Genomic DNA, 21,146 nt, shown 5'->3' with positions numbered 1-21,146 from the left:
GCTGACCCTCCCAGTCGGTGTGCTCGGAAAGCCAGCGATCTCAAGGTTGCGCGCGCGTTGTCACGGGCGCACCGCGACCACTTCGATTTCGACAAGCCAGTCGGGATTGGCCAAACCCGCCACCTCGAAAACCGACCGGGTGGGAAGTTCGGGTTGGGCGTCGGTGCCAAAATGCTTGGTATATCCTTCCATGAAGCCTGAAAAATCCATGCTGTCTTGTCCGTCAGGTGCGACCAGATAGACCTGCATCTTGATCACATCGCCCATCCCGAGCTCGAGCGCCTCCAGCTTGGAGCGGATCGAGGTAAGCGTGCTGTCCGTCTGGGCCGCCGTGTCGCCAAAACGCTCCGGCGCCCCTTCGGACGCGGAATCGTCGAGCACCTGTGGAACCGTGCCGCTGAGATAGACTAACGTCGCATCGGCGGGCACTTCCACGGCTTGCAGGATCGGGAAATCTGAATTGGGCAAACCGTGACGCACCACGTTTGCGACGGTGTCGCGTTTCGCTGAAGGTTCAGCTGACTCTTGAGGAATGGCATGTTCTTCGGTTGCCATTTCTTCCTCCGTTTCGGGACGCGAGTCCGCCACCAGTTCCAGCGTGCCGTCGGTTTCATAATCATTGTCCAGATTAGTCTGGATATAATCGGTCACTGCCAGGATCTGCTCATCGTCCAGCAGATGGCCGAGGCTCGGCATTGCGGCCTGGCCATTGATGATCAGATAGATTGGGTAGGCAGCGGACAACAGCAAGTCGTTCCCTGCGAGCGACGGATATTCACCGGCTCCAATAGCTCCCTTGCCGTCGGGCATATGGCATCCCGCGCAAAGTGACTCGTAAAGCGCCTTGCCATCGGTCGCCGAATAACCCGCCTTGCCGAAATCCGGTACATGCCGGTCCGGCGCGATGGCTTCTTCCATCGGGGTATCGACATTCGGCGCCGCGTCGTCCCCCACGATTTCGTTGCTGGACTGCGCATTGGCAATAGAACCCGCGAAAAGCAGGGCCGCCGCAAAAACTCTGGTTTGCTTTCTCATTGCTCTCACCCGTTGATAACTTTGTCATGAAGACGCGAAATCGCGTCAAGCGAGGACAGGATCGCGCCTTCCTGCCAGGCTGGCAGATAGGACAGATGCTCGCCTGCGCAGACCACGCGATTGTCGATTTCCACTGCGCCGGGATATTGGTCGCGGTTTTCCCAAACGCCACCGCAGCCCAGCACCCAAGGCACCTTGTGCCAGGATACGGTGACGCCGGTCTTGAATTCGTCATGGTATTGCGGATGAATTTTCGCCCCTTGATCAAGCGCGACTTTGATCCGGTCCTCCGGCGACATCGCGTTGAACTTGAACGAATTGGCACCGCGCCAAGTGTAGCCCCCGAGCAGCACGCCCGGCCCTTCGGAATGATAACCCGTGGACGGATAGCTGATCTCCGAAATCGCCTGATCAGTGTAGGAGACGCCGCCGTAGATGTGCTCGTCCTGCTCCCAGAAGCGACGCTTGAATTCCAAACCCCATTTGACGGAACCGTTGTAATACATCGTGTCCACGACGGTTGCCAGATCGCCCGAAAGATTGTGATCTATCTGGCCCAGAATCGAGAACGGGATCGTGCAGACGCACCAATCCGCCGTTGATGTGCGTTGTCCGCCGCCTTGGGTATCTTCCCAAGTCACGGTCACGCCTTCGTCGTCCTGTTGTAGTGACACAACCTTGGCGTGGTAGGTGATCAGATCGCCGACTTCACGCTCGAACCCCTTGGCGATGCCATCCATGCCACCAACCGGCTGGAACATCGGTGCCTGGTGCTGAAGCGAATAATGCGTAGAGAGATGCGCCCACAGGCCTGACTTGATGATCTGCTGGGGATCCATCGGGTCCGATGCGATGGGTGCACCGTCAACACCGCCACCGGGCCTTCTGTCAAAGCCGCGATATTCGCTGGTTTGCAGGCTTTTGACATATTCGTTTTGGTCATCCAGCACGCCATAGCTGCGCAGGCTTTCCAGCAACATTTCGCGATCTTCGGGCGTGACCAACTCATCCAGCTTGTCCTGATCGACCGCCTTCGCAAGCAACTCGGTAATATGGCCGCGATAATCGGTCTCGATCTCACGCAGACGTTGTGGTTTGCCGTCATAAGCATCGCTGCGGTGCAGATAGCTGTTAAAGTTCTGCTGCACGAAGACTTCCAGCGGCACGTTCAGCCTGCGGCAGTAGTCCAACACCGCATAATGATGATGCGGAATGCGCCACGGTCCGGGGTTGATATAGTTCCCTTCGGCGAAATCCACGGTCTGCTTCTTTTCGCCCAGTCCGGTAAATTCATCACCGGACCGCAGCGTCCAGCAGCGTCCGCCAGCTTTCTCGCGGAACTCCAGAATTTCGACCTCATAACCTGCGGCGCGCATTTCGAGCGCCGCCGTCATCCCGGCAAGACCCGCGCCCAGAATCAGAACTTTGGTACCCTGCGGATCGCCATCCAGTTTCGGTGGACCTGTGTAACTGGACGGCGCGGCATGCCCCATTGCGGCCATGGCATGGTACATCGCTGTACCGCCTGCGACGGTGCCGATCATGTTCAAAAGATTTCGACGTGTAATTTGTGTCATGGATATCTCCTGTCCGAACATTCCGTATCGGCCCGAACGTTTACCGGTCGTTGGTGGATCGACATGATCCGACAAAGGCACTGCGTGTCATCCGGAGCGCAATCATTCACATACGAGTGAAACAACCGTGAGTGGAAATGGTTCCATGACTGGCAGCGGGCCGCCACTGGACCCCAGTTCTTCGGGGATCTGCGGTCCGATCGCCAAGCAAAGCGCCTCACCGTAACGAAGAAACCTGCCATGCGTACGACGCTCACCCTTAACGACCGGACCATTAGCCTTAACGACCGGACCATTAGGTCGAACACGATCCGCCCACCCCCGAGCTTGACATCCTGCGCAACAATCTGGGGCAAAAAAGGGATGCGATCACGGGTAATGCGGGGCCTGTACCATTCTTTTGAACGGGCGGTGGATCAACGCGTGTCTGACGCTTGCATGTATGCACGATGAAATTACCCATCGAAGGTCTGGGAACGAGCATTCCCGTTTGCCGGTCTATAAATTGTCGCCAGAACAGATTCCCAAACTGACCCGGGCAACGTTTGATGGAAGAGTCAAAGGCATCTAGATCAGACGCGATCAACATTCGTTCGGTAATACTTTGGCTGCTGACACTCTTCGCGGTCATCCTGTCGATGTGATCGCATTGGGCAACGGCCAGTATCAGCGTGCCGGTGATCTTCGCCGTTTACGTCATGCCGTCTCTGTCGTCGCAGCGCGCTTGCGGCGTTACCTGCTGATCCGCACGATCCTCGGGGATGGTGACCGTCGGGCTCTATGCGGTTTGGCTTTGGTTCTTCGGGCTTGAGCCTTTGCTCATGTGGCGTTGCTGACGTTTCTGCTGATCTCGTGCCAGCCATCGGATCAATGATCGCCGGCGGGCTGGTTGCCATCTACACTATCATTCAGAAGAATTTTTCAACCGCTTTCGCGATCAGTTTATATCGGTTTGCGGGCAAACTTCATTGCAGGCAAAAAAGCACTTGGCGTCAACCGACCCGACGCTAGATCAAACAACGTGCATGGGAAAGAAAGGAACAGGTCATGATCGTAGACAAATTTCTCGCGACCCTCGGGCTCGTGGCGGGTGTTGGTACCCTGGCGCAGGCTGATATCGTCGTGTCATCGAAAATCGACACAGAAGGCGGATTGCTGGGCAATATCGTGGCACTTGCGCTTGAGGATGCTGGGCTACCGGTCGAGCGGCGTCTGCAACTGGGCGGCACACAGGTCGTGCGTGAGGCGCTTCTCGCCGATCAGATCGACATTTATCCCGAATACACCGGCAATGCAGCATTCTTTTTCAACGAGGCGGACAAGGATTTGTGGAAGAACGCCAGCGACGGATATGAGCGCGCCAAGGAACTGGACGGAGAGGCCAATGACATCGTCTGGCTTCAGGCGGCACCGGCCAATAACACATGGGCGATTGCCGTGACCGGTCCTTTGGCCGAACAGAACAGCCTGACCACAATGAGCGATTTCGGCAAATGGGTCGCGGGTGGCGGCGAGGTCAAGCTGGCGGCCTCGACCGAATTCGTATCCTCGCCCGCTGTGCTTCCAGCGATGCAGGAAACTTATGGGTTCGACCTGGGTCAGGATCAGACAGTGATCCTTTCAGGGGGTGACACGGCGGCCACCATCCAAGCCGCCGCGCGCGGTACCTCGGGGGTGAATGCGGCAATGGTTTACGGCACCGATGGCGGTGTCGGCGCGACCGGGTTGGTGGTGATGGAGGACGACAAGGGCGTTCAGCCGGTCTATGAACCCGCACCGATCGTGCGCGCCGAGGTGCTGGACGAATATCCCGCGATCGCCGACGTGCTGAACCCGATCTTTGGCGGGCTGGACATGACCACACTGCAAAAACTGAACGGGCGTATCCAAGTTGGCGGCGAGGCATCCGAAGCTGTTGCGCGGGATCATCTGATCAGTACAGGAGTGTTTGACTGAGCGGGGCGATGGCGGCGCGGGCTGCGCGGTTTCCGCTTTCCCCACCCGGCGCGCTGTTTGCCGCCCTTGGTCTTGGGTCGCTGCTGCTGCCGTTCGTAACGCTGCGGGCCAACCGGATCGTGGCAGGTGACGGGCTGGCGGCATGGGCAACGGCCGGGCCGGGGGTGACGGCAGTGGCCCTGTTGGCTATTCTGGCGGGGCTAGCGTGCGGATTGTCACGGCTTCGTCCCTGGCTGCGGATGCTTGGCGGGCTTGTCTGCCTTGGCGGTATCCTGCTGCTTTTGTCGCGAGCGGCCAGCGTGCAACTGCCAGAAGCCGGAGATCTGGCGCGCCTGTCGCCGGGTGCGGGGTTTTGGTGCCTGTTCGCGGTTGCGATGCTGCTCATCGCCGATGCGGTGGGCGGGTTTGCACCGGGACCGCGCCTGCGCCTTGCACTGCTGAGCGGCGCGCTTGTCGCGATGGCGCTGTTGTTCTGGTCGGGCGTTCTGGACGACCTGTCACCGCTTCAGGAATACCATACCCGCGCCAGCAGTTTCTGGACCGCCGCCTCGCGGCATGTCGCACTTGCGCTAGGGTCGCTCGGTGTTGCCGGCGTCATCGGTTTTCCGCTGGGCATCTGGTGCCACCGCAATGCGCGTCTGCGCGCCGCAACATTGCCAGTTCTCAGCTTTGTCCAGACCATTCCGTCACTTGCGATGTTCGGCATCATGATCCCGATACTGGGCTGGGTCGGGGCCAATGTGCCCATGGCGCGCGACATTGGTATTGCCGGGATCGGCTTTGCGCCCGCATTCGTCGCACTGCTGCTTTATTCGCTGCTGCCGGTGGTTTCCAATACCGTTGCCGGTTTTGCCTCCGTTCCCGCCCCCGCCATCGAAGCCGCACGCGGCATGGGCATGACGATGGGCCAACGGCTTCGGGCGGTGGAACTGCCGCTTGCGCTGCCGGTGATCCTCGCGGGGCTGCGCATCGTGCTAGTGCAGAATATCGGCTTGGCGGTCATTGCCGGGCTGATCGGCGGTGGCGGGTTCGGCACCTTCGTCTTTCAGGGGCTCAACCAGACCGCGACCGATCTGATCCTGTTGGGGGCGCTGCCCACGGTCGCCATGGCCATCGTTGCCGCCATCCTCATGGATATCTTTGTTGAATTCGCGCAGCCCGCACAGAACCGGAACACCACATGATCGAAATTGACCAGATTACCAAGCGTTATGGCACCATCAACGCGGTTGACGAAGTGTCGATGCAGATGGACACAGGTACCATCACAGTTGTCGTCGGCACCTCGGGGTCGGGCAAGACCACGCTTTTACGGATGATCAACCGGCTGGTCGAACCCACGTCCGGCGAGGTTCGGATCAACGGCGAGCCAACCCACGCCGTCGCCCCGCACCTGCTTCGGCGGCGCATCGGCTATGCCATTCAAGGGCACGGGTTGTTTCCGCACCAGACGGTCGCGCGCAATATCGCCGCAGTGCCGCGCCTGCTGAACTGGTCAACCACCAAGATCAGCGACCGGGTGGACGAACTGTTGACGCTGTTCGGCATGGACCCGGCGGCGTTTCGCGACCGCTATCCGCAGGAATTGTCGGGCGGCCAGCAACAGCGGGTTGGTGTGGCGCGTGCGCTGGCCTCGAGGCCAGATGTGCTTTTGATGGACGAACCTTTCGGTGCGCTTGATCCGATCATCCGCGCAAGAGCGCAGGACGATCTGAAACAGATCCAGCGCAAACTGGGATCGACCATCGTTCTGGTCACCCACGACATGGAAGAGGCGATCCGTCTGGGCGACCGCGTCGGCGTTATGGATGAGGGACGGCTGGTGCAATACGGCCCACCCGAAGATATCGTCGCGCACCCCGGCAACAGCTTTGTGGCCGATATGGTTGGGGATGCCGAACGTCCGATGCGCCTGTTGTCGCTGATCCCGGTGTCGGAACTGGCAGAAAACGGGACCGCCGACGGCGATCCCCTGCCCGAAACCGCCAGTCTGCGCGATGCGCTGTCGGCCTGCCTATGGTCGGGACGCGATGCGATTCCGGTTGAGCGCGACGGCACTCAGGCTGGCCGCGTGACGTTGCAGGCAATCCGCCAGCGGGTAAGGCGGTACGTATGACGGCGTCACATGTCATCCGCATCGCCCTTGTGGCCCTGTTGCTGGCGCTGGTGGTGCAGCCGCATCTTTTCACGGCGGTGTTTGCCCCCTTCGCACCCGAACGCGGCCCGGTGATCTACGACCGGGTTTCGCTATTGTCGCTGTCGCTCAATCATCTTGCGCTGGTCGCCACCGCAAGCCTTGCCGCAACGCTGATTGCTGTGACGCTGGCGATTTTTGTCACCCGCCCAGTGGGAGCCGCCTTTGGGCCTCTGTCTCGTACCATCACCAATGTCGGGCAGGCCTTTCCGCCGGTCGCGGTTCTGGCATTGGCGGTGCCGGCGCTGGGGTTCGGCGCGCGTCCGACACTTGTGGCGCTGTTCCTCTACGGTCTTTTGCCGATATTCGAGAACGCACTGACTGCATTATCAACCCTGCCAGCAGCCACGATGGAGGCCGCACGCGGCATGGGCCTGAACCGCTGGCAGCGTTTGGTGCAGGTGGAGTTGCCATTGGCCGCCCCAGTCATCCTGGCCGGTATCCGTATTTCCGTGATGATCGCGCTTGGCACCGCCACCATCGGTTCGACCGTCGCGGCGCGCACCCTGGGCGAACCGATCATCGCCGGGCTGCTGACCAACAACACGGCTTATGTGCTTCAAGGCGGTTTGATCGTGGGGTTGTTCGCGGTGCTGACCTATGATGCTTTCCTACAGATCGAACGCCGTCTGACCCGCCGGTCAAGCCGCCACACCGCACCGCGCAGGGCGCCGGAAAACTCTTGCTAGGAGCGGTAGAAGGCTCAGGATCTGACCTGCTACTGAAACGCGCGGATGTCAGTTTCGGTTGAAAGGCGCCCGGTGCGGAACGGCACGCTGACAAGTTGACTCTCTACGATATGATGGGCTTCTGGTAGAGTGAAACGCCGGTGTTATTCCGTAAGGGCGGCCCCGGTTGAGGAACGTCGCACTCCGTGCTCTTGGCTCAAGCGCGCGAGTACGTCTGCCCTAAGCCTTGTCTTGTCCACTCGGTCAGTCTAATCTCATTTCGACTTTTTCTGAGGCAGACCGTCCTCTGATCAGGCCGCATTTGACATCGGTGAAAATGGGCACTGGCATTATGTTGGAAGAACCCGACGAGCCTATCGAATTTGTCTATTTTTTCTGGAAACCGGTGTCGGGTCGACGGTGGCCTTCAGCAACAATGGTCGCCGCATCGAAACCGGGCTGTTCGGCTATGAACGCTTGTCGGGGACCGCAGTGATCCTGCAAACCGAATTTACGCCCATGCGATATGTTCAGACGATGATGACGCAGACCTCGCAAACCGCATTGTCGAACAGACAGGCCAAACTAGAAGAGCGGTGGCTGCTGATGTGTCGCTACCGTATCAACAGCGACGAGATGAACCTGACCCATGAGTTTCTGTCGATTATGTTGGGGGTGCATCGCAGGGGCGTGACGATCGGCTCCGCGCTACTTCTCTCGCTTTGCGATTGGACAAGATGCTGAGTCCACGTCTTCAGGAGCCTTGCAACAAACTCGGCAATGCCTCTGGAATCCTGTCATGCATTGAAAATCCTTCGGGCAGACCACTGCCGTTGTCCTGAACCGTAAGCTGCCGACAATCGGAACTGTTGCACAACATTTTCAGTGCCAGAGTACTCTTCTTTTGATCGTGTCCGTTGTGTTTCACGTCGTTTCTCGCCAACTCGTTCAGTATGATACAGATTTGACCCTCGACATGGGCGCGCGGCGTCACAGCATCCGATACGACGTTCACTACCGCTCCGATGCTCCGGCAAATATGCTCGCAAAAGGGCGCGATGAATTCGACGAGGTCGACGTCACGGTCTGGCAGAGTTGGGCTGAATTTTCGGTGTATATGTGCTATGGTGCCCAAGCGGTCCGCCCCCTTGATCAGTGCGCCGCGCGCCGCAGCGACACTGGTTATCTGGCCTCTCGTATCGCAGCAGCGCGGTGGCGGTTGGCAATCCGATGATCGGTTTCCCTTTTTTGCGCATCATTGGTACGCAACTAAGTGTCTAAGACAGTTTTCTTGCCAGGGCCAAATTCTGTATTCAGTGCTGTTGTCACGCCGATGTTTCCCCAACCCGGTTTCGAAAGCGGGGTGATTCTTGGAAAAGTTGAAGTAACCCGAACTGGATTTTTGAGAAGCGCTTTCTTATGCTACTGCGCTTAGTGCGAAATCGTACCGTTGTGTGGGCGAAGTGCTGCTGATTCAGGGGCGGAAGGCTGCGATGATCCTGCCGCCCGGTTTTTATTGTGTTCGCTCGGTAAGCTCTCCGCACGCAATCCGCTCGCCTGCATCTCCGGCGGGTTGGCTTTCATAATCGTCAACCCCCTCATGGATGACAAATGCTGCTCCGTCTTCATCAAGAAGGTGTTCACTTACGTTGAGGAACGGCAAGAACACCTCTACCTCACCGACTCCATCGGATTTCACCGTAAGATTCGGCATATCGCCGGGATGCGGTCCGTCTTCGGTCATGACACCATGCGCACGGTCCCCAGCCACATGGCCGCCAGCGGATTTGAAATCACTCGCGGAACAGTCGCCAGTTTCGTGCAGGTGAACTGCATGAATCCCCGCAGGAACACTGTTGAGCGTGAGCGTTGCGACGGCCACCCCCGAAGGGGTATCGTGCACACGAACAGCGCCAAGACGGTTGCCATCGCGATCCGTGACATCCGCGCTGACCTCGGCGGCTTGAAGTGCCGGAGCCGCCAGACCGGCGACAAGAATGGCTGCAGTAAGTGTTTTCATTTTATCCTCCAAAATCCCGCGCCGACATGAACATCAGCTGTTAAGATAGAACGGTTAAAACAGAAAAATGTTCCAGACCGATCTCGAAACCACGCCGGATGTAAGTCATGCAAAAGTGAGACAGGTTCTATAGTGCGGTTGGCCCAATCGCACGTCTGCCAGTTTCACAAAATTGGAAAAGCAAGCCCACTGCACTTGGCATCTTGCTATTATGAGCGAATCGTTCGTTGGGCGTCGTACGTTTCGTCACCATGATGGTTCAAAAACCGTGCGCGCCAATGACGCAGCGTGCGCACGTAATTTAAACGTCAGATATCAATGTCTGTCTGCCACAGTCCCGCGCCTTCCATTGAAGGCACAAGTTCTAACAGGGATTGCACATAGTTTGTTTATCCACGGATCATGGAATGTCGGCGGACCGCTGCGGCCAATTGCTTGAATCAAGGCAACGCCGCCCGGCGCCAACAAATCCGCCACACGTTCGAATTACTCGCCGTAATTGGACGCACCGACGTGCTCCAGCAGGCCGACACTCACGGTCCGGTCATATGTGCCAGTCGTGGCACGGTAGTCCTGCAGTTCAAATGTCGCCAGTTCAGACAGACCTTCCTGTTCGGTCTTCTGACAGGGTAATTCTCGTGACCCTTACGGCGCAATCGCGCGCGAGTGTAAGCGTCATGCCGCCCCAACCGCAACGCGATGGCGAGTACCCTTGCGCCCGGCTCAAGCAGTAATTTGGCTGCGATATGAGTTTTATTTGCCCTCTGGGCGGCGTCCAGATCCAAGTCTGGTTGGTAAAATAGGCGTAGGGATATTGCAGATCACCGTCCAGAAACACTGCATAGAGATCATCGGAAATATCGTAATGGTCCGCGACATTGGTCTTTGCGCGTTGCGGTGCATTCCGCTGAACTAAGTTGCGGATGAGAAACCGGAACCGATTGGCCGCGCGCTGTCAACTAGGCTATGTTCCTATCATACGGTTGCGGTAAAACAGCTTCAACGTTTCTTCGATCGTCAAATGGCAGCGTGATGCTTTGGTTCATATAGCCTTCGAGTGGCTGACTAAGGCAGAGCGCATTGACAGTTGTATCGTCAGCAATATGAATAGCTGCTTGTTTTCCAGTGGATGGGTCAAAGACATGCGTGGTTGCATCCGGGAAGCGGACCGTCAACTGATCGAAGGTCATCTTCGCATTCAGAATTGTCAAAAACCCGGTGCAGCATAGTGTTCTCCTTGCGATAAAAATTCGCGTAAACGAGATCGCAAAGACGATGCTCCGCGACCTTCGTATCTACCCTCCCGGACCATTGACGACCTTTAGGTCTTCGATCCCACGGTTTGATGGTGTGATCTTTTTTCAGGAATGGACGGAAGCCTTATGGAACAAGTTCGTCACGGGAGCACCACGCCCTGTTACCCTGCAGGTGATTTGCAAGGCAGTTCTGCCGAGAGGGCACGTACGCCGTCAGAGCTGCAATACAGCGATCCACTGGCCGGCAGTCGTTTGCAAAGCAAACGATGAGAGGCGCGGGCTTCGCTCTTGGAATTGAGCCAAGAACGCGACATCAATCTCAAGACAGGCGCCAAGTGGCGCAAGCGCCGGACGGTCGAGGATCAGAAGACCGGTCCAGAGGAGCCGTGCTCAACGGGTCTCAACGAAGAAGAGGACGCCACATTCCGACGGCACACGCTTTTACCGCTGGACGACTGCCTCTATGTCCTTCAACCGTTGATCCCACATCTGGCCCGGTCGGCACTACATCGGCGCATTCACAGGCATGGCATCTCTCGCTTGCCAGATGTCGATGGCCCCTCTCACACATGCAGGCATATGTTGCCGGGCAGCCCCGCAACCGGAACACAGCATACCCGCGGCAAATGCGCTTCGACATGATCTGCGAGCCCAACCGGATCGAGCATCGACTGACCAGCCCAAACCATCCGTGGACCAATGGCCAAGGCGAATGAACCGCACGATCAAGGATGCGACGGTAAGAAGATACCACCACGACAGCCGTGATCAGCTACGCACGCACCTTACCGACTTCATGGACGCATGCAACTTCGCACGCAGGCGTGAGACCCTTGACGGTCTCACGCCCTACGAATACGTCTACAAAAACTGGACTTCAGAGCCAGATCGATTCAGCTGAGATCCGAGCCGCCAATTGACGGGACTGAACACTAGCATCGATATCTGGCTGTGGTGTCTTGGCCTTTCAGTAAGATCAGACCAACAAATCAAACACATCTCCGATATCTGTAATCTGCATGTTGATTGATGACTGCCCTGCACCGTCGACTAGAGCCCAGATAATTTGCCCGCTTGGTCTGTGGATGATAAAAGCTTCTTCCACATCAGCGTTTCCTGCAGAGACGCCGGCCGCATTGACTGTATTGGCGTAGTTAACCTGAAAATCAGACATCTGCGCATCTTCCCGGCCCAAAAGCAGTATGTCGCCGTCACCGTAAAAATAGTCCTGTACCCAATCGGATCCGTGACCGCGTGAGCCAAGGTGATAGAAAACGTCGGCCCCAGTCCCGCCATTCATCCTGTCGCTGCCATATCCCCCATTGATGAAATCGTCACCGTCATTGCCGAATAGGGTATCACCCAATGCCGATCCGGTAAGAGTATCGTTGCCGTTTTGACCAGCGAGGAAATCCGCGCCGAACCCGCCAAGAATACTATCGTTGCCGTCCATACCAAAAACGGCGTCGTTTCCATAGCCAGCATCGATTACATCATCGCCGTCGCCACCAAAGATTTCGTCGCGGCGATCATTCTCGGTATCCCCCCCGATGATCGTATCGTTTCCTGTCCCTCCGCCCAGATAATCAGACCCATCGCCGCCCAGAATGCGATCGTCGCCCTCATGCCCTTCAATTTTGTCGTTTCCTGTGCCTCCCGACACGGTATCGTTACCACGATATCCACGGAGTATGTCGTTACCGGGGGTTCCTTCGAATACTCCCCCGACGATTATGCTGGGTGGTTCAGAAAGAAGAGATTCAACGACACCGTGACCGTCTTCGTAGCTGACTCGTACGTTAACAATGTCGTTCGCATCATCAATCGTCAGAGTATATATTCTATCTGTTTCGCCGACGATCTCGGTACCATTTCGCAGCCATTGAAATGTAAAATCTCCGATCCCATCTGCATCGGTGATGCCGTCTGTCTCGGCGATCAAATCAGAACCCTGAGCATAGCGACCAGAAACGAAAATTTCACCTTGCGGCAGTGTATTTATAACAAAGCGCTGCCCGAATACACCTGAGGAACTTTGCGGGTCGCCATCTGCGCCAATGACTGTACTGACGAGCACGGTTTGCGTGCGCGCCTCTGCCGCCAAAGTCTGCAAGATCACATCATACGGACCAAGCCCGATGTCTTCGAATTTCTTTCCGCTCTCGCCAAAGAAGACACCACGTGTGTAGGTTGTTTGTGGTATGCTACAACAGTAGTCTGCCCTGTAATCGAATGAGACCAGAACTCTGCCAGATTCCGCCGGTGAAATTTTAGGAAGTCCTATATCACCACCTGACGAACCGGCGCTTGCCACAATCTGAGTTTCGTCAACTGCGGCACCATTTTCATCGAAAACCTGCAAGAACACAGATTCCGAAAAAAGATACGATCCACCCGAGGCTACTATGAAGCCACCGTTTTCAAGTCCCTGAACCACGGAATTTGTTATCCAGTAATCTACTCTTTCCACAGTGGAGGGTTCGCCGACCATGTTTCCCGATTCATCAAATCGTTGAGCCGAATTTGTTCCAGAAACGACAAAGCCGCCTTCGGTCAGGGCGGATACCGAAAACGCTCCAGTTGAGACAGATACCTGAAACTCGTCACCGATTGCTACGCCTGCCGCATCAAAAATTTGCCCGTAGGTACCAACGTGATCTCCATCAGCATCACCGGAATTCCACAAGGTAACGAAACCACCACCATCCAGTTGTGCCACAGCAGCATTGGTTTGATTACCATCGGTATGGCTGTTGATTCTGAACTCCGCGCCACGCCGACTTGCGTCGCTGTTCAAAAGCTGTCCGTAGATCCCGTAGCCGTCGCCATCTTGCCCTTGTGATTGCCAAACCGTCGCAAAGGCCCCACTGCTTAGCGTTGCGATTGTTGGCTGGATCTGTTCGCCTCGAAAGTAAGTGTTGATCTGAAACGGCTCTCCAACAGTTACCAACTGAACATTCGACATCGCTCGATCCCTATCTAGAATTTGTATAAGAGCGGTACAACGACTGTGATACATTGCTTTGTCCGAACGTGCCCGCTAACCCCAGAATAGGCAAGAATTTTTTCGATTGATCTTAAAGAAGACGCTCCCACTTGTTTCAGTTTCCTCTCGCAAAGCATCAGCGTATTTGCACAGGCGGAGCTCGACCGCGCATTCAAGAAATGATCCAGTTCATTGAAGATCACCGCGCAGACCATGGGGTCGAGTCGATTTGCCGGGTTCTGCTGATTGCCCCAGCCACTTTCTATGACAACATGGCCAAGCGGACAGATCCGTTCCTCCTTTCGGATCGTGCCAAGCGTGATGAGCAACTCAAGCACGAGATTGAACGGGCCTTTGAGCAAAATCTCAGCGTCTACGGTGTGCGGAAGCTCTGGCATCAGATGCGCCGAGAATGCTTTGACATCGCGCGTTGCACCGTTGCCCGCCTGATGAAGGATATCGGGGTCGAAGATGTCATTCGCGGCAAGAAGTCCAGAACAACCGCGCCTGACAAGGCGCTGCCCTGTCCACTGGACCGTGTGAACCGCCAATTCCATGCGCCAGCCCCAAACGTCTTGTGGGTCAGTGACTTCACGTATGTCGCTACATGGCAGGGCTTCGTTTATGTGGCGTTCGCCATTGATGTGTTCGCACGACGGATCGTGGGATGGCGCGCCAGTCGCACGCCCAATGCGGGCTTCCTCCTCGATGCCTTGGAAAAGGCCATTCCTCAACGTAGACCCGCGCGCGATCAGCTGGAGCATCACACGGATCGCGGTTCGCAATACCTGTCGATAAAGTACACTGATCGATTGGCCGAGGCAAAAGTTGCACCATCTGTCGGCAGCGTCGGGGTTTCCTATGAAAACGCGCGGGCCAAAATAATCAACGGATTGTTCAAAGCCGAGGTCATTGACAGACGCGGACCTTAGCGCAACTTCGAGGCCGTGGAATATGTAACGCTGGAATGGGTGGACTGGTTCAACAACCGCCGCCTGGGGGAGCCTATCGGGAATATCCCGCCCGCAGAAGCCGAGGCCAACTTCTACGCCGCTCTGGAAAGATCAGACATGGCCGCGTAACGAATACAAATCAGTCTCCGACAAACCCTGCGCGGTTCAGTTCCCTTTATCGGCCATGCTACGCCAATGCCCTGATAATGGGGGGCCTTTCACAAAAAAAAGCCTTCGCAGCTTTCGCATCGCGCCAGGTCGTAAGTCTGAAATCGACCATCTTTCCGTGACGATCAATCGCCCGCCAGAGGTAGCGCCACTTCCTACTGACGCGACACAAGTCTCGTCCACGTGCCAATCCAGGCTGATTCAACGCCGCCGATTGTCAATCTGGTCAGCCAGACGCGGCCCGAACTTCTGCACTCAGCGGTAGACCGTCGCGCGATCAACAGTCACCCCGCGTTCGACCTGCAAATCCGCAGTGTCTTGGTTAAAACAGGGGATAGCGTAGATGCATGCGAACGGCAGACAGGATGACGCTCGCGGCGAAATGGTGGTGCTTGAACGGTTGCGGGCTGGACATCGATCACCTCCGTTTTTCGAACACGATTGGGAAAAGTGCCGGTTAATGCAACAGTCCCTTATTTTTTGTGTGCTCCGTTGTGAAATGTCGGTACATATGAAAAACGGTTCATTGGGGAAAACAGGGGGGCAGGAATTCATGCAAGCTATGGCAGCGATCGTGCGCGGCATCAACGCGTTGAATGCGGTGATCGGTCGCGTGGTATCTTGGCTTGCCCTTGGCATTGTGATTGCCTGCTTTACCGTCGTGGTGCAGCGCTATCTGTTCGGTGTCAGTTACCTGTGGCTGCGCGATCTCTATATCTGGCTGAATGGAGCGATGTTTACCGGGGTTGCTGGCTTTGCGCTGGCACGGGGCGATCATGTCCGTGTGGATATCTTTTACCGTCCCGCAAGCGTGCGCCGAAAAGCCATAATCGACCTGTTTGGCGTGCTCGTTTTCATTTTGCCTTTCATGGCCATTGTCGTGGTTTATTCTTGGCCGTTCGTCACGCGTTCCTGGTCCTACTGGGAAGGGTCTTCGAATGTTGGCGGGATGCCGGGCCTGTTCATCCTGAAATCGTTCATCATTGTATTCGCCATGCTGGTAACCTTGCAGGGGATTGCGATGGCATTGCGCGCGATCCTGGTGTTGGCCGATCGTGAATATCTGCTGCCTGAACAGTTGCGCTATCCGCCAAACGTCGCCGCAGAATTGCAGACACCCGGTGAGACCGGTCACGAAGGAACTCTTTGATGGATCCGGTTCTGCTTGGAGAGTTGCTCGCCAGCCTCATGTTCTTTGGCATCATCGGCTTTTTGATGCTTGGCTTTCCGGTCGCCTTCACGTTGGCCGGCGTGTCACTGCTGTTCGCACTGGTGGGCTGGTCGTTCGGGGTTTTTGATCCGTCGAACTTTGGCAGTTTGCCCAACCGCTATATCGGTTTCATGTCCAACGAAGTGTTGGTCGCCGTGCCATTGTTCATTTTCATGGGGGTCATGCTGGAAAAATCCGGCATTGCCGAACAATTGCTGCTGACGATGTCAAAGCTGTTTGGCAATGTGCGCGGCGGGCTGGGGCTTTCGGTGGTTCTGGTGGGCGCGATGTTGGCCGCCTCGACGGGGGTTGTCGGTGCCACGGTTGTGACGATGGGCCTGATATCGCTGCCTGCGATGCTGCGGGCCGGGTACGACCCGAAACTCGCCACAGGTGTCATCTGCGCGTCGGGCACGCTGGGCCAGATCATCCCGCCCTCGACCGTGCTGATCTTCATGGGCGACATGCTGTCGGGTATCAACGCGCAGGTACAGATGGAAAAAGGCAATTTTGCCCCGGTGCCGGTGTCCGTCGGCGATCTTTTCGCCGGAGCGTTGTTGCCCGGGGTTCTGCTTGTCAGCCTTTACGCCAGCTATGTGATTTTCAAGGCGATCACCGACCCGGCAAGCTGCCCTGCTACGCCGGTTCCGCCTGAAGAACGCAGTGGTCTGCTGCGAGAGGTAGCGGTGGCCCTTATCCCGCCGTTCCTGCTGATCCTGGCAGTGCTTGGCTCGATTCTGGGTGGCATCGCCACACCGACAGAGGCCGCTTCGGTAGGTGCTGTCGGCGCGATGGTCCTTGCGATCCTGCGCTGGCGGATGTCTCTTGGCATTCTCACCCAAACGATCGTTGCGACGGCGACGATCACCTCGATGGTGTTCATCATCCTGTTCGGTGCGAGCGTCTTCTCGATCGTGTTCCGGTTGATGGGGGGGGACAACCTGGTGCATGCCCTGCTGACCGGCCTGCCGGGCGGCGCCATGACGGCTGTGGTGGTCGTCATGCTGATCATGTTCGTGCTGGGGTTCATTCTTGACACGTTCGAGATCATTTTCATCGTGATCCCGATCACGGCTCCGGTCCTGCTTGCACTGGATATCGACCCTATCTGGCTTGGGGTGATGGTCGGGGTGAACCTGCAAACCTCATTCCTGACGCCCCCCTTCGGGTTCGCGCTGTTCTATCTGCGAGGCGTCGCCCCGGACAGCCTGCCGACCAGCGCCATCTACCGGGGCATCATTCCGTTCGTGGTATTGCAGCTTATTGCAATCGTGCTGTTGTTCGTCTTCCCTCAGATCGTGCTGTGGTTGCCGCGCGGCTAAGTTCGTGCGGCGGCATTTTTTGCCGTAAGTCGTAAACGAAAAAGGGCGGCCCGAAGGCCGCCCCTGATACCTACTCTTCCAGAAATCAGATGGTGAAGTACTTCCGCCGTGCTTCGACAAAGGCACCGTCGGTGTCTTCGGTACGGACGCGCATGATGTTCAGCGCCTCGATAAAGCTTTCGGCGGTGCGCTTGGTCAGATCGTCGCTCGAGTCGCGCAGGCCTGTCAGCACTTCCTTGGCCGCTTCGGCACCTGCCTGAATGATCTCGTCGGGGAACTGCATAACGTTGACATCGTGGTCGTTGATAAGCGTTTGCAACGCGCGCGGATCGTTGGCTGCGAAGTCGGACGCAACCTGATCGTACTCAGCCTGGCAGATGTCGCGGATCAATGCCTGCAAGTCATCGGGCAGATCCTGATACTTGGCCTTGTCCACTACAAGTTCTGTCGCCAGACCCGGCTCCACGAAGGACGGGAAGTAGTAGTTCTTTGCGACCTGATAGAACCCAAGTGCGAGGTCGTTGTACGGTCCGACAAATTCTGCGGCATCAAGCGTGCCCGATTGCAGCGCCTGAAAGATCTCGCCAGCGGCCATGTTCGTGACACTTGCGCCCAGCTTCTCCCAAACCTGACCACCAAGGCCGGGCGTGCGGAACCGCAAACCCTGCACATCGGATACGCCGGTCAGTTCATTGCGGAACCAACCGCCAGCCTGCGTTCCGGTATCCCCCGAAAGGAACCCCTGCACGCCGAACTGGTCGTAGATTTCGTCCCACAGTTCCTGGCCGCCCATGTGGCGAACCCAGCCTGTCAGCTCGCGCGACGTCATTCCGAAGGGCACACCGGTAAAGAAGGACAGCGCGGTTGATTTGTTCTGCCAGTAATAGGCAGCACCATGGCTCATCTCGGCGGACCCGTCGATGACGGCGTCAAGGGACTGAAGTGGCGGTACAAGTTCACCGGCTGAATAGACTTGCACGGTCAGACGCCCGCCCGATGCAGCGGTAATCCGATCGGCCAGACGCTGTGCGCCGACCCCAAGGCCAGGGAAATTCTTAGGCCATGTCGTGACCATGCGCCATGTAATATTATCCTTCGCCAAAGCTGGCGCTGCAAACGCTGCTACTCCTGTTCCAGCCACTGCCGAGCGGGTTAGAAATTTACGTCTGTCCATCTGTCGCCTCCTCGCGATTTAAACTGTCCTAATTAGTGGGACCACTTCAGTTTTCCAAGGGGACTTTGGTCCGGAGGAATATTTTTAGCAAGATGAAACTCACCCGGACTGCATCACCTTCACCCGCTCGTTCACATTCAGAGCCTTCATGAACCGCCCCTTGTTTGCCGGAGTCCGAGAAGTAACGATACTGGGTTATGGAAAAGAACAAATGTGGAAACAGATATTCACCAGAAGTGCGCGAGCGTGCTGTGCGGATGGTTTTTGAGCATCAATCTGCTGCGATCAAATCGATTGCGGGCAAGATTGGATGTGGGCCGGACACGCTGCGTACGTGGGTTCGACGAGGCAAGACGAACAGCAGGCGGCCTGATAGGCTCGCGACACCAAACCCTCTATTTAGCCAGTGGCAGAAACGTACGGGTTTTGCCGCGAAGCTGTGCCATTATTTTTTTCTCCAGCCAATCACTAGGTATCGCCCACCATGAAATCCGAGGCGCGTTCAATTTGAGAGAGTCGGAAATGTATTGTGTTAAGAATGCCCCAGCTAGGAGAAAATTATCATGAGCCGTTCAGAATGTTGTGTTTGAAGGGAGGCTTCGGCTAACTACTCTAAGTTGTTAAATTGGTGACCGTAAGGCCAGCGATCTACGATATTTTCTTGCGCAAGTTAACAAAGCTCGCTTGCCCGAAGCTTTTTGGAATGGGTCTGACAGTCATGAAGTTTTCATTCGCATATTTTATTGCGGTAATTCTTGGTCTTGCATCCCGCAGTGGGCAGCCCTGTCAACGCGATGCTCTGATGTCCAGGCTGACGCGGTCCTGCCTCCCGGCGCTATTGGGCCTGATGCTCTGGTTCACGGCGGCGGTCCCTGCCCAGGCGCAATACAACAATTGTCCTCCCCTCACTGGCGGAGCCGGCGGCGGCACTGTCTGGTTGGACCTGACACTTAACCAATGCTCCAACCCTGAGCCGCCGTTTTCTTCGGACGTGATAACGATCGAATACAACTCCGGCGCCCAGACATACCGTGTGGCCTACTTTTCAGCCTCGCCGCCGAATGCCCAATCTTTCGGGACCGTCTCATTCGCAGGTATAACCCTCACCGAGGGTAATTTTACATCCAGCGTCTCTTGCCCATCCGGTTGTAGCCTTTCGGGCACCTACGGCGGATCACCCATCAGCGCAACGGTATCCGGCACATCGGTCAAACCATCAGGCCCAACCGACACAACACCCCCCACCATCCAGTCGATCAACCGGCTAACCCCATCGACCGAATTCACAACGGCGACGACACTGACATGGCGCGTTACATTCAGCGAGGATGTGCAGAACGTGGATGTCGGCGACTTCGGGTTGAGGGATGTTCCGACCGGTGTGGTAACTGGCGGTTTAAACCTCTCGCTCACACCGATCGACGCACGCGCTTACAATTTGACGGCACAGTTCACCCGAAACTCCAGTGCCTTGGATGGTTATGTCGAAGTGGGAAATCGCGGAGGCGGCATTGAGGATCTTGCTGGAAACACCCTTGCCAACACAATAAATTCCCAACCCTACAGCTACGACACTACGCCGCCCACGATCTCCATCGGATCATTTTCGCCGGGCGGGAGCGGCACGTTCACCGCACCGGTCACGTTGTCCGATCCGTCGGCGAACTTTACATCCGCTGATTTGATCACAACCAACACGTCAAGTGCCAGTCTCACCGGATCAAACACGTCCTATACGATCACGGTGACCCCGGCCAATGTTGGTACATTTACGGTGCGTGTGGGTGCAGGCGCATTCACCAACGGTGCGAATATCCAGAATACGGCGTCCAATACCGCGTCCGGCAGCTTGCCCAACACCGCGCCGAGCGCAGATGCGGGCCTGAATCAATCCGTCGCCTCCGCCGCATCCGTCAGGCTGGACGGCTCTGGCTCGGACGCAAACGATGCGGGCCAGAGCCTGACCTACGCCTGGACCGAGACCAGCGGCACCGGCGTCACCCTAACCGGGGACACCACCGGCAGCCCCAGCTTTACCGCGCCAACCCTGGCCGTGGGTGCTGCCAATGTGGTGCTGACCTTCCAGCTCGTGGTCAACGACGGCATCGATTCCTCCCCCGCCGACAGCGTCACCGTGACCGTCACCGCCCCCGCCAATACCGCGCCCACCGCAGATGCGGGCCTCGATCAAGAAGTCGCCTCCGCCGCATCCGTCAGGCTGGACGGCTCTGGCTCGGACGCAAACGACACAGGCCAGACCCTGACCTACGCCTGGACCCAGACCGGCGGCACCGGCGTCACCCTCACCGGGGACACCACCGGCAGCCCCAGCTTCACCGCGCCGACCCTGGCCGTGGGTGCTGCCAATGTGGTGCTGACCTTCCAGCTCGTGGTCAACGACGGTTTCGATCCTTCGCCCGCTGACAGCGTTTCCGTCACCGTCACCGCCCCCGCCAATACCGCGCCCACCGCAGATGCGGGCCTCGATCAAGAAGTCGACCCCGCCGCATCCGTCAGGCTGGACGGCTCCGGCTCGGACGCGGGTGATGTAGGCCAGACCCTGACCTACGCCTGGACCCAGACCGGCGGCACCGGCGTCACCCTCACCGGGGACACCACCGGCAGCC

Annotated in this window: 14 protein-coding genes, 6 pseudogenes and 1 other annotated feature; of the genes and pseudogenes, 12 read left to right on the top strand and 8 right to left on the bottom strand. The window is 57.2% G+C overall.

Annotation, left to right across the window (positions count from 1 at the left end):
• Positions 1 to 60: 60 nt before the first annotated feature.
• Both Q1A06_RS13165 and Q1A06_RS13160 read right to left on the bottom strand, forming a co-directional pair.
• Positions 61 to 1,035, bottom strand: coding sequence for a Rid family hydrolase (locus Q1A06_RS13165; protein WP_299564322.1), 975 nt, complete (start codon positions 1,033 to 1,035; stop codon positions 61 to 63).
• Positions 1,036 to 1,040: 5 nt separating this feature from the next.
• Complete coding sequence (locus Q1A06_RS13160) at positions 1,041 to 2,612, bottom strand: flavin monoamine oxidase family protein (RefSeq protein ID WP_299564319.1); 1,572 nt, start codon at positions 2,610 to 2,612, stop codon at positions 1,041 to 1,043.
• A gap of 1,047 nt (positions 2,613 to 3,659) precedes the next feature.
• On the opposite strand from Q1A06_RS13160, the gene Q1A06_RS13155 reads away from it, so the two are divergent.
• From Q1A06_RS13155 to Q1A06_RS13130, 6 genes are all read left to right on the top strand, one after another.
• Positions 3,660 to 4,568: an ABC transporter substrate-binding protein gene (locus Q1A06_RS13155; protein ID WP_299564316.1), complete on the top strand. Its 909-nt coding sequence runs from the start codon at positions 3,660 to 3,662 to the stop codon at positions 4,566 to 4,568.
• Positions 4,569 to 4,576: 8 nt separating this feature from the next.
• Positions 4,577 to 5,752 (top strand): ABC transporter permease, encoded by a 1,176-nt coding sequence (locus tag Q1A06_RS13150; RefSeq protein WP_299564314.1) that lies wholly within the window; start codon positions 4,577 to 4,579, stop codon positions 5,750 to 5,752.
• Positions 5,749 to 6,684, top strand: coding sequence for an ABC transporter ATP-binding protein (locus Q1A06_RS13145; RefSeq protein WP_299564311.1), 936 nt, complete (start codon positions 5,749 to 5,751; stop codon positions 6,682 to 6,684). The genes Q1A06_RS13150 and Q1A06_RS13145 overlap by 4 nt, the downstream gene beginning before the upstream one ends.
• Complete coding sequence (locus tag Q1A06_RS13140; protein ID WP_299564308.1) at positions 6,681 to 7,451, top strand: ABC transporter permease; 771 nt, start codon at positions 6,681 to 6,683, stop codon at positions 7,449 to 7,451. Before Q1A06_RS13145 ends, Q1A06_RS13140 begins: the two co-directional genes overlap by 4 nt.
• 399 nt (positions 7,452 to 7,850) lie before the next feature.
• On the top strand, positions 7,851 to 8,174 hold the full coding sequence (locus Q1A06_RS13135; RefSeq protein WP_299564305.1) for a hypothetical protein: 324 nt from the start codon (positions 7,851 to 7,853) through the stop codon (positions 8,172 to 8,174).
• 160 nt (positions 8,175 to 8,334) lie between these two features.
• The gene (locus Q1A06_RS13130) at positions 8,335 to 8,664 is read left to right on the top strand and encodes a hypothetical protein (RefSeq protein ID WP_299564302.1); all 330 of its coding nucleotides are present in this window, start codon (positions 8,335 to 8,337) and stop codon (positions 8,662 to 8,664) included.
• Between the two features lie 279 nt (positions 8,665 to 8,943).
• Here Q1A06_RS13130 and Q1A06_RS13125 read toward each other — a convergent pair whose 3' ends face one another.
• From Q1A06_RS13125 to Q1A06_RS13120, 3 genes and pseudogenes are all read right to left on the bottom strand, one after another.
• Positions 8,944 to 9,450: a superoxide dismutase family protein gene (locus tag Q1A06_RS13125; RefSeq protein ID WP_299564299.1), complete on the bottom strand. Its 507-nt coding sequence runs from the start codon at positions 9,448 to 9,450 to the stop codon at positions 8,944 to 8,946.
• Between the two features lie 486 nt (positions 9,451 to 9,936).
• Positions 9,937 to 10,375, bottom strand: a pseudogene (locus Q1A06_RS21045) (class I SAM-dependent methyltransferase).
• Between the two features lie 34 nt (positions 10,376 to 10,409).
• The gene (locus Q1A06_RS13120) at positions 10,410 to 10,640 is read right to left on the bottom strand and encodes a hypothetical protein (protein WP_299564296.1); all 231 of its coding nucleotides are present in this window, start codon (positions 10,638 to 10,640) and stop codon (positions 10,410 to 10,412) included.
• Between the two features lie 354 nt (positions 10,641 to 10,994).
• Here Q1A06_RS13120 and Q1A06_RS13115 point away from each other — a divergent pair.
• Positions 10,995 to 11,607 (top strand): annotated as a pseudogene (locus Q1A06_RS13115) (integrase core domain-containing protein).
• A gap of 75 nt (positions 11,608 to 11,682) precedes the next feature.
• Here Q1A06_RS13115 and Q1A06_RS13110 read toward each other — a convergent pair.
• Complete coding sequence (locus Q1A06_RS13110; protein WP_299564293.1) at positions 11,683 to 13,671, bottom strand: calcium-binding protein; 1,989 nt, start codon at positions 13,669 to 13,671, stop codon at positions 11,683 to 11,685.
• Between the two features lie 148 nt (positions 13,672 to 13,819).
• On the opposite strand from Q1A06_RS13110, the pseudogene Q1A06_RS13105 reads away from it, so the two are divergent.
• Positions 13,820 to 14,774 (top strand): annotated as a pseudogene (locus Q1A06_RS13105) (IS3 family transposase); the annotation flags it as partial.
• Positions 13,831 to 13,946 (top strand) — a sequence feature (AL1L pseudoknot). (Overlaps the previous pseudogene by 116 nt.)
• Positions 14,775 to 14,868: 94 nt before the next feature.
• Here Q1A06_RS13105 and Q1A06_RS13100 read toward each other — a convergent pair.
• Positions 14,869 to 14,996 (bottom strand): annotated as a pseudogene (locus Q1A06_RS13100) (DDE-type integrase/transposase/recombinase); the annotation flags it as partial.
• A 160-nt stretch (positions 14,997 to 15,156) separates the two neighbouring features.
• Here Q1A06_RS13100 and Q1A06_RS13095 point away from each other — a divergent pair.
• The gene (locus tag Q1A06_RS13095; RefSeq protein ID WP_366523522.1) at positions 15,157 to 15,963 is read left to right on the top strand and encodes a TRAP transporter small permease subunit; all 807 of its coding nucleotides are present in this window, start codon (positions 15,157 to 15,159) and stop codon (positions 15,961 to 15,963) included.
• Complete coding sequence (locus Q1A06_RS13090; protein ID WP_299564290.1) at positions 15,963 to 17,345, top strand: TRAP transporter large permease subunit; 1,383 nt, start codon at positions 15,963 to 15,965, stop codon at positions 17,343 to 17,345. Before Q1A06_RS13095 ends, Q1A06_RS13090 begins: the two co-directional genes overlap by 1 nt.
• Positions 17,346 to 17,430: 85 nt before the next feature.
• On the opposite strand, the gene Q1A06_RS13085 is transcribed toward Q1A06_RS13090, so the two are convergent.
• Positions 17,431 to 18,519: a TRAP transporter substrate-binding protein gene (locus Q1A06_RS13085; protein ID WP_299564287.1), complete on the bottom strand. Its 1,089-nt coding sequence runs from the start codon at positions 18,517 to 18,519 to the stop codon at positions 17,431 to 17,433.
• Positions 18,520 to 18,716: 197 nt separating this feature from the next.
• Between Q1A06_RS13085 and Q1A06_RS13080 the strand changes: the two are divergent.
• Both Q1A06_RS13080 and Q1A06_RS13075 read left to right on the top strand, forming a co-directional pair.
• A pseudogene (locus Q1A06_RS13080) lies at positions 18,717 to 18,893 on the top strand (transposase); the annotation flags it as partial.
• Between the two features lie 473 nt (positions 18,894 to 19,366).
• Positions 19,367 to 21,146 (top strand): annotated as a pseudogene (locus tag Q1A06_RS13075) (hypothetical protein); the annotation flags it as partial.

Origin of the sequence: uncultured Sulfitobacter sp. (assembly GCF_947497275.1) — a bacterium.
GTDB lineage: Bacteria > Pseudomonadota > Alphaproteobacteria > Rhodobacterales > Rhodobacteraceae > Sulfitobacter.
The sequence above is the reverse complement of the archived record's forward strand: the minus strand, read 5'-3'. Positions and strand labels throughout refer to the sequence as shown.

What these genes read in the sequence shown, in the direction of transcription:
- Q1A06_RS13165 (WP_299564322.1), bottom strand. Translation starts at nt 1,035, where the DNA reads ATGAGAAAGCAAACCAGAGTTTTTGCGGCGGCCCTGCTTTTCGCGGGT.
- Q1A06_RS13145 (WP_299564311.1), top strand. Translation starts at nt 5,749, where the DNA reads ATGATCGAAATTGACCAGATTACCAAGCGTTATGGCACCATCAACGCG.
- Q1A06_RS13085 (WP_299564287.1), bottom strand. Translation starts at nt 18,519, where the DNA reads ATGGACAGACGTAAATTTCTAACCCGCTCGGCAGTGGCTGGAACAGGA.
- Q1A06_RS13125 (WP_299564299.1), bottom strand. Translation starts at nt 9,450, where the DNA reads ATGAAAACACTTACTGCAGCCATTCTTGTCGCCGGTCTGGCGGCTCCG.
- Q1A06_RS13090 (WP_299564290.1), top strand. Translation starts at nt 15,963, where the DNA reads ATGGATCCGGTTCTGCTTGGAGAGTTGCTCGCCAGCCTCATGTTCTTT.
- Q1A06_RS13160 (WP_299564319.1), bottom strand. Translation starts at nt 2,612, where the DNA reads ATGACACAAATTACACGTCGAAATCTTTTGAACATGATCGGCACCGTC.
- Q1A06_RS13155 (WP_299564316.1), top strand. Translation starts at nt 3,660, where the DNA reads ATGATCGTAGACAAATTTCTCGCGACCCTCGGGCTCGTGGCGGGTGTT.
- Q1A06_RS13095 (WP_366523522.1), top strand. Translation starts at nt 15,157, where the DNA reads ATGCATGCGAACGGCAGACAGGATGACGCTCGCGGCGAAATGGTGGTG.
- Q1A06_RS13110 (WP_299564293.1), bottom strand. Translation starts at nt 13,671, where the DNA reads ATGTCGAATGTTCAGTTGGTAACTGTTGGAGAGCCGTTTCAGATCAAC.
- Q1A06_RS13150 (WP_299564314.1), top strand. Translation starts at nt 4,577, where the DNA reads ATGGCGGCGCGGGCTGCGCGGTTTCCGCTTTCCCCACCCGGCGCGCTG.
- Q1A06_RS13120 (WP_299564296.1), bottom strand. Translation starts at nt 10,640, where the DNA reads ATGACCTTCGATCAGTTGACGGTCCGCTTCCCGGATGCAACCACGCAT.
- Q1A06_RS13140 (WP_299564308.1), top strand. Translation starts at nt 6,681, where the DNA reads ATGACGGCGTCACATGTCATCCGCATCGCCCTTGTGGCCCTGTTGCTG.